Below are 17,004 nucleotides of genomic sequence, written 5' to 3' on the forward strand. Positions count from 1 at the left end.
ACTCGTCGTGCCAGAACCGCCGTGCGGCGGCCCCGCCGGCGCGCGCGCTGTGGTAGATCGCCACCACGTCGCCACCCGCGCACAGCCCGCGTTCCCCCGCACCAATGAGGACTACGGCGTCTACCGCGGTGTCGCGTTCCCAGTCGCTCAGCACCGCGCGCATCGCGTCCACCATGGTCTGAGTCAGCGAGTTGATGGCTTGCGGCCGGTTCAAGGTCAGAACGCCGACACCTCCATCGACTGTGGTCAGGACCTCATCGGCGTCACCTGTCACATCTTCGCAATCTAGATCCCTACCCTTGACCGCCGGTCTGCGGGTAAGGTCTAGGGGTAACGGTCGGGGGAACTCGCCCCGTCCGTTGTTCGTTGAACAGTTGTTCGCACATTGGAGTCAGACCGCGAGAGAGGATCCGACGGTGCGGGAGACCAGTAACCCAGTATTTCGTTCGCTGCCCAAGCAGCGCGGGGGATACGCGCAGTTCGGGACCGGCTTGGGAACTGCCACAGGCGGTGCAACTCAGCCCATGAGCCAGGGTTACCCGACCGGACCCTACGTGGGTCAGTACCAGCGGGCCGAGGTGAGCCGGCCGCTGACCATCGACGACGTCGTCACCAAAACCGGCATCACGCTGGGGGTGCTGAGCCTTGTCGGCGTCATCTCCTACTTCCTGGTCTCCCACGATCAGGCACTGGCCGGGCCACTCACCTTGATCGGTGCGTTCGGTGGCTTGGCGCTGGTCATGGTGGCCGTCTTCACGCGCAAGCAGGACAGCAAGGCGCTGGTGCTCAGCTACGCCGCGCTGGAGGGGATGTTCCTCGGCGCCGTCTCGTTCATGCTGGCTTCCTACGCGGTGTCGAGCACCGATGCAGGGGTGCTCGTCGGGCAGGCCATCCTGGGAACGATCGGGGTGTTTGCCGGCATGCTCGTCGTCTACAAGACGGGGGCTATACGTGTCACCCCCAAGTTCACCCGGATGATGGTGGCAGCGCTGTTCGGCGTGCTGGCGTTGATGATCGGAAACCTGCTGCTGGGATCGGTATTCGGCCTCAACGGCGGAGCTGGCCTGGGCCTGCGTGATGGCAGTGGAATAGCCATCATCTTCTCGCTGGTATGCATCGGCATCGCCGCGTTCAGTTTCTTGATCGACTTCGACGCGGCCGATCAGATGATCCGCGCCGGGGCGCCGGAGAGGGCCGCCTGGGGTATCGCCCTGGGGCTGACCGTGACGCTGGTCTGGCTCTACCTGGAGATCCTGCGTCTGCTCAGCTACTTCCAGTCCGAGTAAGCTCAGGGTTTCCCTGATCGTGCGGCCGGGTCTTCGTCGGCGTTGCTGAACTCGGGCGGTGACCAACCCCGATCGGCTGCGTCACGCCGCCCTCGGACGCCTTGGCCGCCGAGGTGAGCTTGGCCAGGGCGGCGCGCGCCTTCATCCTTCCTCACGCTGTCCTCGGCTGAACCGACCGTGAGGATGATGTAACACCGGCTAAACCTGCCAGTGTCGCATTTCGAAACAACCACTGTGCATTGTCTTTACCACGGGGTCATTGGTCGCACCGTGCCGCGGCCTTGCCGAAGGAGGTAGGGCAGTGGGCCATTTCCCCATGATGGGAGTGCCGGACTCCGGCGACACCGCCTGGATGCTGGTGAGCTCCGCACTGGTGCTGTTGATGACGCCGGGTCTGGCGTTTTTCTACGGCGGGATGGTCCGCGCCAAGGGCGTGCTGAACATGATCATGATGAGCATCAGCGCCATGGGCCTGGTGACCGTGCTGTGGGTGCTCTACGGCTACTCCTTGGCCTTCGGCAACGACGTCGGCAACGTCGCCGGCAATCCGACCGAATACTGGGGACTGAAGGGGCTCATCGGTGTCAATGCCGTCGCGGCCGATCCCGCCAGCTCAACCCCGGCGGTCGAGATCCCAGTGGTGGGTAGCCTGCCGGCCACCGTTTTCGTGGCCTTCCAACTAATGTTTGCCGTCATCACCGTTGCGCTGATCTCCGGAGCGGTGGCCGACCGCTTGAAGTTCGGCAGTTGGATGTTGTTCGCCGGGCTGTGGGCGTCAGTCGTCTACTTCCCGGTCGCCCACTGGGTCTTCGCGGCGAACGATGCCGCGTCGACCCATGGCGGTTGGATTCTCAACAAGCTGCATGCCATCGACTTCGCGGGCGGCACCGCTGTCCACATCAACGCCGGTACGGCCGGCCTGGTGCTGGCGGTCGTCCTCGGGAGGCGTAGCGGCTGGCCGGAAACGCCGATGCGACCGCACAATCTGCCGTTCGTGATGCTGGGCGCCGGCCTGCTATGGTTCGGCTGGTACGGGTTCAACGCCGGATCGGCCACAAGCGCCAATGGTGCCGCCGGGTCGACGTTCGTTACTACGACGGCCGCGACGGCCGCGGCGATGCTGGGCTGGATGCTGACCGAACGCATCCGCGACGGGCACGCGACATCGCTGGGAGCCGCGTCGGGCATTGTGGCCGGGCTGGTCGCCATCACGCCGTCGTGCTCATCGGTCAATGTTGTGGGGTCATTGGTGATCGGCGTCTCGGCGGGTGTGCTGTGTGCGCTAGCGGTGGGTTTGAAATACCTTTTCCGCTTTGACGATTCGCTCGACGTAGTCGGAGTCCACCTGGTCGGCGGGCTGGTGGGTACCCTGCTGGTGGGTCTGCTTGCAGCGCCGGAGACCATTGCTATCGCCGGGGTGTCGGGTGTGTCGCCCGGGTTTTTCTACGGCGGGGGTTTTGACCAGCTAGGGCGGCAGACCATTGGCGCCTTTAGCGTTTTGGTGTATTCGGCTGTCGTGACAGCTATTTTGGCCCTGGTGGTGAAACACACCATCGGGCTGCGCCTGGGCGCGGAGGATGAAGCCTCGGGCATCGACGAAGCTCAGCATGCTGAAGGCGGGTATGACTTCGCAGTCGTCGGCAGTTCCGTTCTTGCACATTCGGCTGAAGAGGGAAGAGGACATGAAGCTGATTACCGCGATCGTCAAGCCATTCACGCTGGAAGGCATCAAGACCGGCTTGGAGCAGGCGGGAGTTCTGGGGCTGACAGTCAGCGAAGTTCAGGGCTACGGGCGGCAGAAGGGTCACACGGAGGTTTACCGGGGTGCTGAGTACTCGGTGGATTTCGTGCCGAAAATGCGCATCGAGGTACTGGTCGACGACGCCGACGCCGACGCCGTTGTCGACAGCATCGTGCGGGCCGCACGCACCGGCAAGATCGGCGACGGCAAAGTGTGGGTCAGTCCGGTGGAAACAGTGGTGCGGGTACGCACCGGCGAACGCGGAGCCGACGCGATATGAGACCCGTCGGGAGAGCCTGATCCGATCTGGGCGAGGATGAAACAACGGCGAGCTGATCCTCGGGAGCCGCCTCGGCTGGAGGCCGCGGCCGACGGAAACGGCACCCCGGCAAGCGATTTAGCCGCAGCCCGGGAAAGACTGCTCGCCAGACCGCCGGATCGACTGGATTCGGCCGCGCTGCGCCAAGTGTGGCGGGAGCTTCATGAATTCTGGTTAGCCTCGAAGGCAACGCAGATCGGGATCACCGCCGGCAGCGGCTTTGCGATCGTCGCGACTGGCTCGCTGGGCCGCTGCGAGCTCATGCCTCACTCCGACCTGGACCTGCTGTTGTTGCACGACGACTTGCCTGTAGAAATCGTCGAGAAAGTCGCGGACGGGCTGTGGTATCCGCTGTGGGACGCTAACATTCGTCTCGACCACAGCGTGCGCACCGTCGCGGAGACACTGGGGGTGGCGGGTGCGGATGTGTCCGCGGGGCTAGCCATGCTGGACGCGCGCCACATCGCCGGTGACCAGCAGCTCTCGGCCCGGCTGGTCGAAGGGTTGCGGTGGCAGTGGCGGAGCGGAATCCAATCCCTCTTCGGCGAACTCGTCGAATCCACGCATGCCCGCTGGCGCCGCAGCGGAGAGATCGCGCACTGCGCCGAGCCCGACCTGAAATTGGGCCGCGGCGGCCTGCGCGATGTCCAGCTGATCGACGCGCTGGCCATAGCCCAGCTCGCCGACCGCTTCACTGTCCGCCGGCCGGACAACCCGATGGGTTCGCTGAGCGGCGCTCACCTCACCCTGCTCAACGTCCGCACCGAATTGCACCGGCTCTCCGGTCGCGGCCATGACCGGCTGTTGGCCCAGTACGCCGACGAGATCAGCGCCACCCTGCACATCGGCGACCGATACGACCTGGCACGGACACTGTCAGATGCGAGCCGCACCATCAGCTACCTTGTCGACGCCGGGCTGCGGACCGCCACCAACGCAATGCCGCGGCGCGGCAAGTCGGCAATACGGCGGCGGTCACGCCGACCACTGGACGAAGGAGTGGTCACCTATGCCGGGGAGATCGTGCTGGCCCGCGACGCCCGGCCGCAGAGCGACCCCGCTTTGGTGTTGCGAGTGGGCGCGGCCTCGGCCGTCACCGGGCTGCCCATTGCGGCGGCCACACTGAGTCGGCTGGCCGACGTCGCGCCGCAGCTGCCTACCCCGTGGCCGGGCGAGGCGCTGGACAACCTCCTGGCCCTGCTGGCCGCCGGCCCGGCGACGGTGACGACAATCGAAGCGCTCGACCGTACCGGGCTGTGGGGTCGGCTTTTCCCGGAATGGGGCGCCGTCCGCGACCTGCCGCCCCGCGACATCATCCATGCCTGGACCGTGGATCGTCATCTGGCCGAGACCGCCGCACAGGCGAAAGTTTTCACCACCCGGGTAGCACGACCCGACCTGCTGATCCTGTCTGCGCTGCTGCATGACATAGGCAAAGGACGCGGTAGCGACCACTGCGTGCTCGGGACTCAATTGGCCACCCGGATCGGTACCCGACTGGGGATGTGGCCTTCCGACGTCGAGCTACTTTCGAAGCTGGTCAGACACCACCTGTTGTTGTCGAAGATCGCCACACGCCACGACATCAACGATCCGCAGACCATTGCCACCGTCTGCGACGCGTTAGGCGGAGATCCGGTACTCCTCGAGGTGTTGCATGCGCTGACCGAAGCCGACGCGCTGGCCACCGGCCCCGGGGTGTGGAGCGAATGGAAAGCATCGTTGGTCGGCGACCTGGTGCGGCGGTGTCGCTTGGCGATGGCCGGTGAGCCGGTACCGCAGGCCGACCCGCTTGATCCCACGTACCTGTCGCTGGCAACCGAGGGCGAGGTGTATGTGAAACTGCGGCCCGGTGGCAGCCAGCGCATCTATCACGTGGTGATAATCGCCCCGGACCAGCGCGGCCTGCTGTCGAAAGCAGCCGGCGTGCTTGCGCTGAATTCGCTTCGCGTGCACTCGGCTTCGATAAACATCCACGAAGGCGCTGCGATCGACGAATTCGTGGTGTCACCCCATTTCGGTTCCCCCGTTGGCGCCGAACTGTTGCGTGAGCAGTTCATGCGCGCGCTTGACGGCGAGGTCGACGTTTTGGGCACGCTGGAGCAGCGAGAAAACCGAGAGCGTGAAGAGCAGCCTGCTCCCATCGGAGAGACGCCGACCAGGATGCCCGTTCATGATTCGGCCGCCCCGCCCCGCATCCGGTGGTTCAACGGCACACCGGGCCGTATGATCATCGAAATCCGTGCAACCGACCGGGCAGGCCTGCTCACGTTGCTCACCGGCGCGCTCGAGCGCGCCGGCGCCGATATCGTCTGGGCTAAGGTGACGACGCTGGGTTCGATGGTGAACAATGCGTTCTGCGTGGTGTTGCCGGAGAGAGAGGCCGCGCGCGCTGTGGTGGCGCAACACCTGTCAGCGGTGTTGGGTGCGCCCGTGGATGTCGCGGTGGTCTACCGATAAAAGAAGTCAACCGCTTTCACGACTGCTCGCGCCAATGGGCCCCGCCATCATCGGGAGACGTACCCGGAACACGGTGTGGCCGTTGCCGGACTCGGCGGTGACCATGCCGTCGTGTGCCTTGACGATCGAAGCGACGATCGGCAGGCCCAGCCCGTTGCCGGTCCCGTCGGAGCGGGACTTGTCCCCGCGCACGAACCGCTCGAACAGGTGCTCCAACAGGTCCGAATCGATGCCGGGCCCGTCGTCGGCCACCGTCAACTCCACGGTGGGAGGGCCGCCACCGGGCTGGTGGCGCGTGATCGCCGTCGTCACCGTAACCCCCGCGGGGGTGTGGACCTGCGCGTTGCGCAGCAGGTTGGAAACCAGTTGGTGCAGCCGGTCGCGGTCACCGCGTACCCACACCGGTCCGTCGGGCAGTTCGGTGACCCAGCGGTGTGCCGGCGCCGCCACCGCCGCGTCGTTCACCGCGTTGGTGACGACGTCAGCCAAATCGACATCCTCGGCCTGTAGATCCTCGCCTTCGCCCAGCCGCGACAGCAACAGCAATTCGTCGACGAGCGCGGTCATCCGCTGCGCTTCAGACTCGATACGGGCTAGGGCGTACTCAGTGGTCGGCGGCAGCGCCGAGCTGTCCTGGCGGGTGAGTTCGGCATAGCCCTGGATCGCCGCCAGTGGGGTGCGCAGCTCGTGACTGGCATCGGTGATGAACTGCCGCATCCGGCGGTCGGATTCGGCACGGTGAGCCAGCGCGCTGTCGACGTTGTCCAGCAAGCGATTCAGCGTGTGCCCGACGATCCCGACTTCGTTGTCCGGGTCGGTGTCGTCGGGCCGCACCCGGATGGTGATCCGATGCTCTTCGCCGACCAGTGGCATGCCGGCCACCTCCGCGGCAGTCGCGGCCATGCGGCGCAGCGGGCGCAGCGCAAAACCGACCACGGAGACGGTGAGCCCGGCCGTGACCAGCAGTGCAGCTACCAAAAGCACGGTGGAGGTGAGGGTTCGCCGGGCGATTGTCCGGTTGGCAAGGTTTAGCGCCACCCCGACGACCAAGCGGTCAGCGCCACCGGCACTTTGGCTGCCCACCCGAAATGATCCAAGGCTGCCCAGTGTCACCGTCCGCGGCGGGCCGTCGCGCCAGGGTTGTGCGTCGATAGCGGCAATGACGTCGGGCTCGGCAGGTCGCGGGTCGTCCTCGAAGAAGACCGCCGAGCCGACCACGTTGTCGTCATGGAGCACCGCGATAACGTTTCCCGCGTTCTGCCCGGTGAATCCCAACATCGCCTGGCCGAGCTGCGAGCTGGCATGCGCCCCTTCGCCGCTGCGGTATCTGGTGTAGGAGTACGTCAATGCGTCGAGCGATTCGGCGACTTCCGCGTCGTTCATCGTCGTGACATAGGCACGCAGGCTCATCACCGAGACCACACCGACTGCCGCCAACACCACGCAGACGACGGCGGACACGCCCAGTACCAGCTGCCGCCGTAACGATCGAGGCCGCCACCACCGCGCAGTTCGGGCCGGAGTCATTCCGGTGGTCGCAGCATGTATCCGATACCTCGTACGGTGTGGATCATCGAGCCGTTATGATCGGCCGGGCCGCCGGCGTCGATCTTCTTGCGCAGATATGAGATGTACAGGTCGACGATGCTGGTCCGGCCAGCGAAGTCGTAGTTCCAGACCCGGTCGAGGATCTCCATGCGGGTCAGCGCCCGGCGTGGATTGCGCATCAGAAAGCGCAGCAGTTCAAACTCGGTGGACGTCAGCGAGATTGGCTGCCCACCGCGGGTCACTTCCCGGCTGGCGCCGTCGAGGGTGAGGTCACCGACGGTGAGCACCTCCTCGGCCGGCGGCGCCGGCTGATTCCAGCGGCGAAGCAGTCCGCGCAACCTGGCGACCAGTTCCTCGAGGCTGAACGGCTTGGTCATGTAGTCGTCGGCGCCCGCGGTCAAGCCGGTGACCCGGTCCAGCACTGAGTCACGCGCGGTGAGAAACAATATCGGGGTATAGACGTCGGAGGCTCGGACCCGCTGCAGGATCTGCAACCCGTCGATATCGGGCAGCATGATGTCGAGCACCAGCACGTCGGGGCCGACCTTGTCGAACGTGGCGACCGCCTCGCGGCCGTTGTGTGCGACGTCGACCTGCCAGCCCTCGTAATGCAGCGCCATTTTGACCAGGTTGGTCAGGGCCGGCTCGTCGTCGACCAACAAAACCCGGATCGGCGAGCCGTCGGCACGAGTGATGCGGGGCAGTTGCCCGAGGATGGCCTGGCGTGGGCGCTGGTCACGCGCGTAACCGATCATTGGCGCCATGCTCATAGATTGTCCCTCAGCCACGCGGGGTTGTCACGGGATTCATACCGTTCTCAAATGTTTCGGCAGTCCGCCCCACCGGCATGGTACGGCGGATATGCGTTTTCTATGTATGTCGACAGCCCGCTTGATACAGCTGTGTCTACGAAAAATACTGTGGTGCATGGATGTTGGTCTGTGAGATCCGGAACGAGGACGTTAGGTGACGAGGACGTCGGTCCTCTAATCGCTTGTGGTCGAATGACTCTGGGTGTCTACGAGGCAAGGGACTAGTGAGGGCAGGCCGCCGTAGGTCGGGTTCCGGCGTTTTCGCGTGCCTTGGCTGTTCATTCACCGACCACTTGCTGTTTACCTGAAGTTAGGAGCAGTCAAGGGCTTTCCGAAGTTCCACCACCACTTATCGGGAAATGCTGGCGAGGCCCGCCGGCCCCGACAGCTGCATGATCGCCACTCGACACAAGAGAAATGGAGAATAATGGACTTTGGAGCGTTGCCACCGGAAATCAATTCTGCGCGAATGTATGCCGGGCCCGGCGTCGGGTCGATGCTGGCTGCGGCGGCAGCTTGGGACGTGCTGGCCGCCGAACTGGATTCCACAGCGAGCTCGTATCAATCGGCGATCTCCGGGCTCACCGGCGGGCCGTGGCAGGGCCCGGCGTCGCAATCGATGAACGCCGCGGCCGCACCCTATGTGGCGTGGATGAGCGCTACCGCCACGCAGGTTGAGCAGGTGGCCATCCAGACCAAGGCGGCGGCCAGCGCCTACCAGACAGCGTTTGCGATGACGGTGCCGCCGCCGGTGATCGCAGCCAACCGTGCTCAGTTGGCTGCCCTGGTTGCGACCAACGTCCTCGGCCAGAACACGCTGGCAATCATGGCCACCGAGGCGCACTACGCGCAGATGTGGGCCCAGGATGCGGCGGCCATGTACGGTTACGCCGCCAGCTCTGCGGCTGCGTCGACGCTGTCGCCGTTCCCGGTGGCGCCGCAGACCACCAACCCGGCAGGCCTGGTCGGGCAATCGGCGGCGATCGCGCAGGCCTCTGGCACGGCAGCGGGAACCCATGCGCACACCATGGCCTCCTCGATGTCGGCGGTGCCTCAGATGCTGCAGGGGCTCGCGCAGCCGGTGCCGTCGACGGCACCGACGCCCGGGCTGTCGACAATGATGGTGGGAGACGGGGCGTCAATGGCGTCAGTGGCCTATTCCCCGATGAGTGCGCTCGGTTCGCTGGGGCATTTGCCGGCCAAGAGCGCCGCGAGCGCCGTCAAAACCGCCACGGCGGGAACGAGCGCCACTGCCGGCCTGGGCGGGATGGCGTCCTTTCTCGAGTCGCCGACCGGTGTGGCCCTCGGCGTGGGGACCGGGGTGGGCGCGGATGCGGGCGGGGTCGCCGCGGACGTCGGCGGTCTCGGGATGGATTTCTTCGGCCTCGGCCTGGATTACACGGGTGTGTCGACGTTGTCGGAGGGCGCCGCCGGAGGGTTGGGGGCGCTGGGCGGATTGCCGGTCTCGGATGGCTTCGGTGGCGGAGCAGCAGGGTTGGCCTCGTTGAGCGGCCTCGGTGGCGCCGGCGCCTCGGCGAGTATCGGTCAGGCGGCCTCGCTCGGCGGCGCCCTGTCGGTGCCGGAGGCCTGGGCCGCGGCGATCGATACCACGCCGATGACTCCGGCCAGTGCGATGGCGTTGCCGGCCGCTCACCTCGCCAGCGCCGCCCCAGTGGCGTCGGCCGCAGCCCCGAGCATGCCCAAGATGCCGTTGGTGAGTTTTGCCGGCCGTGAGGTGGACGGTATCGCTCAGCGGATCACATTGCGCCCCAGCATCGTTCCGCATTCGCCGATGATCGGGTAGTCGCAACCATCAGCAGCGTGGCCGAGCTCATCGCCACGCTACACGGCGGGCTCGAGTTCGAGCAGCGTCGCGATGCTGTCGTCGAACAGGTCCCAGGCTGGTAGCGACGCCGGGCGCGAGGCAACGGACACCGCTGTGACTACGCCTGCATAGTCGGCGATGTAGAGGCGGTTTCCGTCCGGGCTCTCGACTGCGCAAGAGGGCGGCGAGTCGACGGCGATGATGCCGACGAGCCGATACGTCCGGGCACACATGACGACGACACCGACGGCGGTGACCAGGTACACGCGCTCACCGTCACCGCTCACCGTCAGCTGGGTCAGCGGGTGACCGACCTCGAATCGGGCAGTGACCGTGTTGGCATTGGCGCGAGTATCGACGATGTCCAGCACCCCGCCAAGGACCGGATCGCAACGCGCGATGAAAACGGTGCCGCCATCCGGGTGGGGCGCGACATCGCGAATGGTTGAGCCGACCTCGATGGTGTCGACCAGCTTGAGGTCCGGGTCCATCACCGCCACGGCATCGCCGCCAGGCCGCTGGACGGCAACGTACAGTCGCCGACCGTCGGAGCTGATACGTACACACGTCGTGGTGACCCCGGGTGCGGTGGACAAATCGACCGCGTCGACCGGGCCCTGCTCGGTGTCGATGACCGTCACGTCGACACCTACCGCCGCAGTGCGGGCGACGTAGATGCGCCGCCCGGTCGGGCCGACCGCCAGGTCACTGATGCTGAAGGCGACCGGGTAGGCCGCGACCACGTCAGCGGTGTCCATGTCGATCGCCATCACCGCATCGGACGCCGTCGATACGGTGCCCACGTATGCGCGCCCGGTGTGCTTGCCGTCAGCCCGCGTGTCGGTGGCAATCACGAACGGCTCACCCGCGGCGGCTATGGTGTGCGCGACAGCGCAGGTGCCGGTGTCGATCACCGATACGCTGTCGTCGCCGTAATTGGTCACCATCAGTCGGCGGCCATCGGCACTGACAGCGATGCCGCCGATGGGACCGCGATTGACAGCTACGGTGCCGACGGTGTCGACTCCGACACCACAACCCCCGGTGTCGACCATGGCGGACGGCGCGCCGCGCTCCGCGGGCTGCAATGCAATTGTGTCCGGATCGGCGTCGACGAACGATTGTCCGAGGTACCGATGGCTGAGCTCGCATACCGCGTCGTTGACGTCGTTGACGTCGCTCACAGCGGTAACAACTTTTGCCATCGTCGTGGATCCCTCCCGATTGCTGGACAGCAGCATGCCTTGGAGCTGTTTGATTGCGGTGCCCGCAGCGGACGCATCCCGACGAGTCTAGCGGTGGATTCGAGCGAGAAATAATTTACCTCGATGATTGTGACGCAGTCGCGCAAGAATTTCAGTCGCGGCTCACAGGAGCTCACATGGCACCGCGCACACGGTTTATCGGTCTACTTCGCAAACGAGATGACTATCAGTGACCACGATAGATCATAACGATGGCAAACTAGTGACCTGGATCGCTGAGGCCTCATGTCAATGCGCCTTTCATAACGGTTCGCGTCGAAAAGCGATGCAAATCACGTTTGGATCAAGCTCGTGCAGACGTTGGTCGTGCACAGTCGGCGGTTTGTGCACAGGTCGGCTAAGTGCCTCGTGACATCGGGCAGCTGAGCTCGGTATTGGTGTCTTCGCCGCTCCGATCACGGTACGACGGTCAGCACCGTCGAATGGGGTGGCGGCAGAACGCCCACGCCGGCAGCCGCGATGTCGGCGGTGGTCAGAGGCGATCGGAACCCGTCGTCGAGATCAGCGGCGCCGGCGGGTCCGAACAACGCGATTCCGGACGGTCGGGCCCGCTGGTCGTGGCGGAGCTGGTGTCGAATGCCGTCGAACCGCTCGGCCCGAAACGCGGTTGCCCAGCGGCGGGACAGGTCGTAGGGAATCACCGTCGCCAGTTCGGTGGTCACCCCGAAGCGACCGGCAGCCTGGCGGGTTGTTGCCGCCAAACGCGCGCTGCGATCCGGTGGGGACACCTGGCGCAGTTCCCGGTCCTCAACCCAGGACGTGGAGACGGGTCCCAGACGGGTGGCCTCCCGGATGGCCGCGAAAGCATCGGTAGCCAGGTAGCAGGTGCCTTCGGGCGGGTGAAGATCGAACCGCCCGGATCCGTCGGCGGAAAACCACCACGTTGCCCGCCCGGACCGGCACACCCGCAGAAGCTGCTTTGGCGTCGCTACGGCCGGGAAACCAGCCAGACCGCCCGGCTCGCCAAGCGTACGTGTCGGCGTCACGCAACGAGTGACCGTGCCGCAGAGCGGGCTGCTACCCAGACGCTCTCGCGCTCGCCCCGAGCCAAGGCGTCAAGGGGCGGCTCTTGCAGGTCGGGGTCCGGGGTCCGGAACCAGGCCGCCACCGTCCATCCGTCCACCGCCGACTCGGGGAACAGCGAGAACATCTCGGCGAGTCCGTCGACGAGCCGATCACCGTCGAACTGCCACAACGGATAGAGGTGCTCACCGTCAGCGGTGATGGTCCGCAACAGGCGGCGCCGTGCCGCCTTGGCGGCGACGGCCTGACGGCTGATCTGCAGCCGGGCCTGGACCCCGTCGCTGCGAAGGAACGGACCGACGAGTTCGTCCCACGGTGACGCTTCGGGCACGGTGGCGTGCACGGCGCGCGCGGCGAATAATCGGGGGTCGCCCAGCACGACGTTGGCACTGCGCCCGGCGCGTTCGTGCGACGCCACAACACGCGTGAGCGCCCGCTTGAACTCCCGGGTTGCCTGCGACACGAACTCGCGGTCATCTCCTTTCGACAGTGTGGTCACCCGCTGGCTCCTCTCGTCAACACCGTCAACAGTACGTTCTGATGTCAATAGCGTCAACAGCGTGGCGTAAACACCGTTCGAGCCCCTCGCCACCAATCTCACGTTGACCTGCGCTTATATCGTGCCCCCACTGGGACTCGAACCCAGACTGGACGGATTTTAAGTCCGCTGCCTCTGCCAATTGGGCTATAGGGGCCCACGGTGCCCAGAGTGAATCTAGCGTGGTAATGCCTGGGCCGGCTCAGAGCGTATAGCACTGTCTTGTGGCACATGGTGCCTGCAAGGTGAAAGTCTGCCGAACCGCAAGGACGGGTGCCTGGATCGCAACGGCGTCAAGTCATGTCCGGGCCAGCGCCGACTCCAGCAGAAGCCGACGTTCGGCCGCGGCTACCGCGCGCCGTGTCGCCTCGACCGCATCCGGATTGACCGACACCGAGGTAATGCCCATCCGGACCAGATGTTCAGCGAAGGCCGGGTCGGTCGATGGCGCCTGACCGCACAGGGACGACGTGATGCCGTGCATGCGCGCTACTTCGATGATGCGCTCGATCGCGTCTAGGACGGCAGGGTCGGATTCGTCGAACAACTCCGCACAGACCTCCGAATCACGGTCGACACCAAGAACCAGCTGAGTCAGGTCATTGCTGCCGATGGACACACCGTCGACACCCAACCCGATGTACTCGGGAAGCCAGTAGGCTACCGACGGCACCTCAGCCATCACCCAACGATGCATGCCGCGCTGTGAGCCCAATGGACTCGCGTCCACCAGGGACAGGCAGGCTTCCAGTTCCCATCGTGTCCGAACGAACGGAATCATCAAGTGTACGTTGGGATGACGTTCCCGCACCCGCGCCAGCGCTTCGAGCTCGAGGCCGAATACATCGGGCTCGCGCACATATCGATAACAGCCACGGTAACCGATCATCGGGTTGCGCTCTACCGGTTCGTAAGCTTCGCCGCCGCGCAACCCGCGGAACTCGTTGGTGCGGAAGTCGGTGGCGCGGTAGACGACCGGCCGGGTGTCGAAGGCCGAGGCAATTCGGCTGAGGGAAGCAACCATCGCCTCGACCAGGCTGCCCTGTTCACCGTGTGCGATAAGGTCGCGGGGGTGTCGGCCGGAAAGCGCTTCGGTGAGCATGAATTCGGCTCGCAACAGGCCCACACCGTCGACGTTTTGCGCGGCAACGGCTTCGGCCGCGTCAACCATAGCCAAGTTGACGTAGATTTTGGTGCCGGTCGCCTCGATCCAGCTTCTATCGGGCGCGGGCGGTACGGACGTCGTTACCCGCACCGCGGCCCCTGTCCCCGCGGTGACGATGCCGTGGCTGCCGTCGACGGTCACCGTCTGCCCATCGTGCAGAACGGTGGTGGCGCTGCCGGTTCCGACCACACACGGTACCCCGAGCTCACGCGCCACGATGGCGGCGTGGCAGGTCATGCCGCCGGTCTCGGTCACCAATGCTGCCGCTCGGCGGATGGTCGGCAGCCAATCCGGGTTGGTCATCGCAGCCACCAGAATCTCGCCGTCCACCAACTGATCACCCTCGCGCGGGGTGTGCAGGATGCGCACGCTACCCGATGCCGAACCCGGTGCCGCGGGGAGCCCACGCAGCAGAGCGCCCGACTTCTTCGGGCCACCTGAACCGTCGACCCCGAGCGTGGTGATCGGTCTTGCCTGGACCAGCCAAACCGTTCCCGACACCATCGCCCACTCGACATCTTGGGGGCACCCGTTGTGCACCTCCACCGCGACAGCCAGTTCGGTGATACGCCGCAACGCTGAGTCATCGAGGACGCGTGCGTCGGCCTCGGCCGAGTCCAACCGCACCGCAGCGTCGCTGCCGTTGGGACCACGCACGATCTTGAACTCCTGGTGGCCGATCTTGGTGTCGAGAACCTCCAGGGTCTGCTTGTCGACGACGTAGGTGTCGGGCTGCACTTTTCCCGACACCACAACCTCGCCTTGGCCGGCAGCAGCTTCGATCAGGACCTGCTTACGCTCCCCGGTACTGGGATTGCTGGTGAAGACGACCCCCGACTGCTCGGCGGCGATCATCTGCTGGACCACCACGGCCATTGCGGGTTCGGCGGTGAACCGCCGGCTGGCCCGGTAGGTGACCACCCGCGGGGTGAAGAGTGACGCCCAGCACCGCTTGACCGCATCGACGACGGCGTCATCGCCGACCACGTTCGTCACCGTCTGGTTCATCCCGGCGAACGACGCGTCGCGGCCATCTTCTCCGGTCGCCGACGATCGCACCGCGACAACGGAGTGCGAATTCAGCCGGTGGTAGGCGTCCAGCAGCTGGGCACGAACCTGATCGACGATGCCCGCCTTTGCCACCAGGTGCTGCATCCGTTGGCAAAGCTCGGCCAGCCGGGCGCTGTCGTCGACCTGCGCCAGCGCCTCACCGTGCAGCGCCGCAACCTCGGAGCCGACTCCCCCGGCTTGCATCGACGCCAGGTACCCACCGCGCAGCAGCACGAACCCCGGGGGAACCGGAAGGCCGGCGGCGACCAGCTCCCCGAGGTTGGCGCCCTTGCCACCGGCTTCCTCGGCATCGGCTAACCGCAATGTCGAGAAGTCTCGAACGTGAATGGGGACATTGAGCTTGGTTGACATTTCCACGATCCCTTCTTCCAAGGAGCCCTAGGCCGAGGGCAGATTCACACTGCGGAATGACAAAGGGGTGCTGTCGTACCCGTACGGAGGCTGGATCGCAGCACGCCACAGCTTCTCGGCTTGCCGCACGGAGTGATCGAGTGGTTGGGAGGTGTCGATTCGGTGCCCGGTGTCCCAGCCGAGGTCTTGCGCAGCCAGCGCTGCGGCGATCTGCGGTGTCGCGTCGGACGTGCCGGCGCGCCTGCTTCTGATGCGGTCGGCGGCGATATCAGCCGGGGCCGCGCAGGTGATCTCCACGATCGCTGTGTGCCTGTCGGTGGCCAGGCGGTGCGCCTGTTCGCGGAACTGCGGATCGCGCCAAGTGCCGTCGAGAATAACCGAGTGGCCGTTATCCAACCACAGCGATGCCCGATGCAGCATCGCCTCGTAGACGGCGGCGACGTTGTCCGGGTGGTAGAGTCCTGCGTCGAGGATGCCCGAATCTCCGCTGATGGCACCGGATTTGCGCAGTTCCCGACGCACATCGTCGGTGGAGAGCACCTCAGCCCCCACCCGCTCGGCGAGCTTTCGGGCCAAGGTCGACTTTCCGGTGCCGGGACCGCCACCGACGAGCACCAGCCGAATCGCACCATTCTCCAGGTGGCGGAGGGCAATGTCCAGGTGGTGAACCGCGGCCGCTCCAGCCTCCGGTTTGCCCTGTGTGAGCTGCACGCAGTCGACCTTGGCCCTGACCACCGCACGGTAGGCGATAAAGAAATCCCGCAGCGACAACGACGCGGTGTCGCCCGAATAGGCCGCGTAGCGGTCCAGGAAGTAGTCACCGAGGTCTTTGCGTCCGAGGAATTCCAGATCCATCGCAAGGAAGGCGGCGTCGTCGATACGGTCGATGTAGCGCAGGTCGTCGCTGAACTCCAAGCAGTCGAGCAGCACCGGCCGGTTGTCCACCCAGAAGATATCTTCGGCAAGCAGGTCGGCATGGCCATCGACGATGCAGCGCTCCTCGATCCGGCGGCTGAATAGATACGAGCGGCCGGCAAGGTATTCGGCGGCAAGACCCTCGACACGCTGCACTGTCTCGGATGCCACAACGGTGTCGACGTGGCGGCGCAGCGCGGAGAAGTTGTCGAACCACCGTTGGTAAATTGCGGCGGGCTTACCCTGCGCGCTGATCCGCCGGCTGCGCCGGCCCTGGTCGTGGAAACGGGCCAGCAGACCAGCGATGCTATTCAGCACGTGTTCGACGGGTTGGCCGCGCTTCACCATCGAGGCCAGCCGATCGTCGTCGTGATAACGCCGCATCACGATGACCGGTTCCGGCGGCGCACCGGTGGGATCGCTGAGGTGTGCGACCCCGAAATAGCTGTCAGGGGCAAGTCGGCTGTTCAGTTCGACTTCTCGCGCGCACGCCCGCTCCCGCTGCTGCACTGTACGGAAATCCAGGAAGTCGGTCTGCACGGGCTTTTTAACCTTGAAGGCCCGATCACCGGCTAAGACAACCACACCGGTGTGCGTTTCGTAGGCGTCGACGTAGGGCACTGCCGCCGCTTTCTGCATACCCGTGTCGGCACGTGGCGCCCTCTCCATAGGCTCGAGTCTTTAC

Annotated in this window: 13 protein-coding genes and 1 tRNA gene; 5 read left to right on the top strand and 9 right to left on the bottom strand. The window is 65.5% G+C overall.

What is annotated here, in order from left to right; genetic code table 11:
* The coding region (locus tag AC2VOP_RS04635; protein ID WP_486959852.1) for an enoyl-CoA hydratase/isomerase family protein at window positions 1–274 on the bottom strand (274 nt) is incomplete at its 3' end.
* Window positions 275–416: 142 nt separating this feature from the next.
* On the opposite strand from AC2VOP_RS04635, the gene AC2VOP_RS04640 reads away from it, so the two are divergent.
* From AC2VOP_RS04640 to AC2VOP_RS04655, 4 genes are all read left to right on the top strand, one after another.
* Window positions 417–1,286 (top strand): Bax inhibitor-1/YccA family protein, encoded by an 870-nt coding sequence (locus tag AC2VOP_RS04640; RefSeq protein WP_486959853.1) that lies wholly within the window; start codon window positions 417–419, stop codon window positions 1,284–1,286.
* Between the two features lie 301 nt (window positions 1,287–1,587).
* Window positions 1,588–3,117, top strand: a complete 1,530-nt coding sequence (locus AC2VOP_RS04645) for an ammonium transporter (RefSeq protein ID WP_486959854.1) — start codon at window positions 1,588–1,590, stop codon at window positions 3,115–3,117.
* Entirely contained in the window at window positions 3,026–3,307 is a 282-nt protein-coding gene (locus tag AC2VOP_RS04650; RefSeq protein ID WP_486959855.1) for a P-II family nitrogen regulator, read from the top strand. Before AC2VOP_RS04645 ends, AC2VOP_RS04650 begins: the two co-directional genes overlap by 92 nt.
* Window positions 3,308–3,343: 36 nt before the next feature.
* Window positions 3,344–5,806 (top strand): [protein-PII] uridylyltransferase, encoded by a 2,463-nt coding sequence (locus tag AC2VOP_RS04655; RefSeq protein ID WP_486959856.1) that lies wholly within the window; start codon window positions 3,344–3,346, stop codon window positions 5,804–5,806.
* 6 nt (window positions 5,807–5,812) lie between these two features.
* Here the strand turns inward: AC2VOP_RS04655 and AC2VOP_RS04660 are convergent, their stop codons facing one another.
* Window positions 5,813–7,333, bottom strand: a complete 1,521-nt coding sequence (locus tag AC2VOP_RS04660; RefSeq protein ID WP_486959857.1) for a sensor histidine kinase — start codon at window positions 7,331–7,333, stop codon at window positions 5,813–5,815.
* Entirely contained in the window at window positions 7,330–8,118 is a 789-nt protein-coding gene (locus AC2VOP_RS04665; RefSeq protein WP_486959868.1) for a response regulator transcription factor, read from the bottom strand. Before AC2VOP_RS04665 ends, AC2VOP_RS04660 begins: the two co-directional genes overlap by 4 nt.
* Window positions 8,119–8,593: 475 nt before the next feature.
* Here AC2VOP_RS04665 and AC2VOP_RS04670 point away from each other — a divergent pair, with 475 nt between their 5' ends.
* Window positions 8,594–9,970: a PPE family protein gene (locus AC2VOP_RS04670; RefSeq protein WP_486959858.1), complete on the top strand. Its 1,377-nt coding sequence runs from the start codon at window positions 8,594–8,596 to the stop codon at window positions 9,968–9,970.
* 38 nt (window positions 9,971–10,008) lie between these two features.
* Here AC2VOP_RS04670 and AC2VOP_RS04675 read toward each other — a convergent pair whose 3' ends face one another.
* From AC2VOP_RS04675 to AC2VOP_RS04700, 6 genes are all read right to left on the bottom strand, one after another.
* Window positions 10,009–11,196 (bottom strand): YncE family protein, encoded by a 1,188-nt coding sequence (locus AC2VOP_RS04675; RefSeq protein WP_486959859.1) that lies wholly within the window; start codon window positions 11,194–11,196, stop codon window positions 10,009–10,011.
* A gap of 455 nt (window positions 11,197–11,651) precedes the next feature.
* A complete protein-coding gene (locus tag AC2VOP_RS04680) occupies window positions 11,652–12,242 on the bottom strand; it encodes an RES domain-containing protein (protein WP_486959860.1) in 591 nt (196 codons plus the stop codon).
* Window positions 12,239–12,778, bottom strand: coding sequence for a hypothetical protein (locus tag AC2VOP_RS04685; RefSeq protein ID WP_486959861.1), 540 nt, complete (start codon window positions 12,776–12,778; stop codon window positions 12,239–12,241). The genes AC2VOP_RS04680 and AC2VOP_RS04685 overlap by 4 nt, the downstream gene beginning before the upstream one ends.
* Before the next feature lie 122 nt (window positions 12,779–12,900).
* Window positions 12,901–12,974, bottom strand: a tRNA-Leu gene (locus AC2VOP_RS04690).
* A 141-nt stretch (window positions 12,975–13,115) separates the two neighbouring features.
* The gene (gene ppsA, locus AC2VOP_RS04695; protein WP_486959862.1) at window positions 13,116–15,404 is read right to left on the bottom strand and encodes a phosphoenolpyruvate synthase; all 2,289 of its coding nucleotides are present in this window, start codon (window positions 15,402–15,404) and stop codon (window positions 13,116–13,118) included.
* Window positions 15,405–15,431: 27 nt separating this feature from the next.
* Window positions 15,432–16,988 (bottom strand): bifunctional aminoglycoside phosphotransferase/ATP-binding protein, encoded by a 1,557-nt coding sequence (locus tag AC2VOP_RS04700; RefSeq protein ID WP_486959863.1) that lies wholly within the window; start codon window positions 16,986–16,988, stop codon window positions 15,432–15,434.
* Window positions 16,989–17,004: the final 16 nt, after the last annotated feature.

The sequence above is a fragment of the Mycobacterium sp. TH-M106 genome (genome assembly GCF_057473765.1).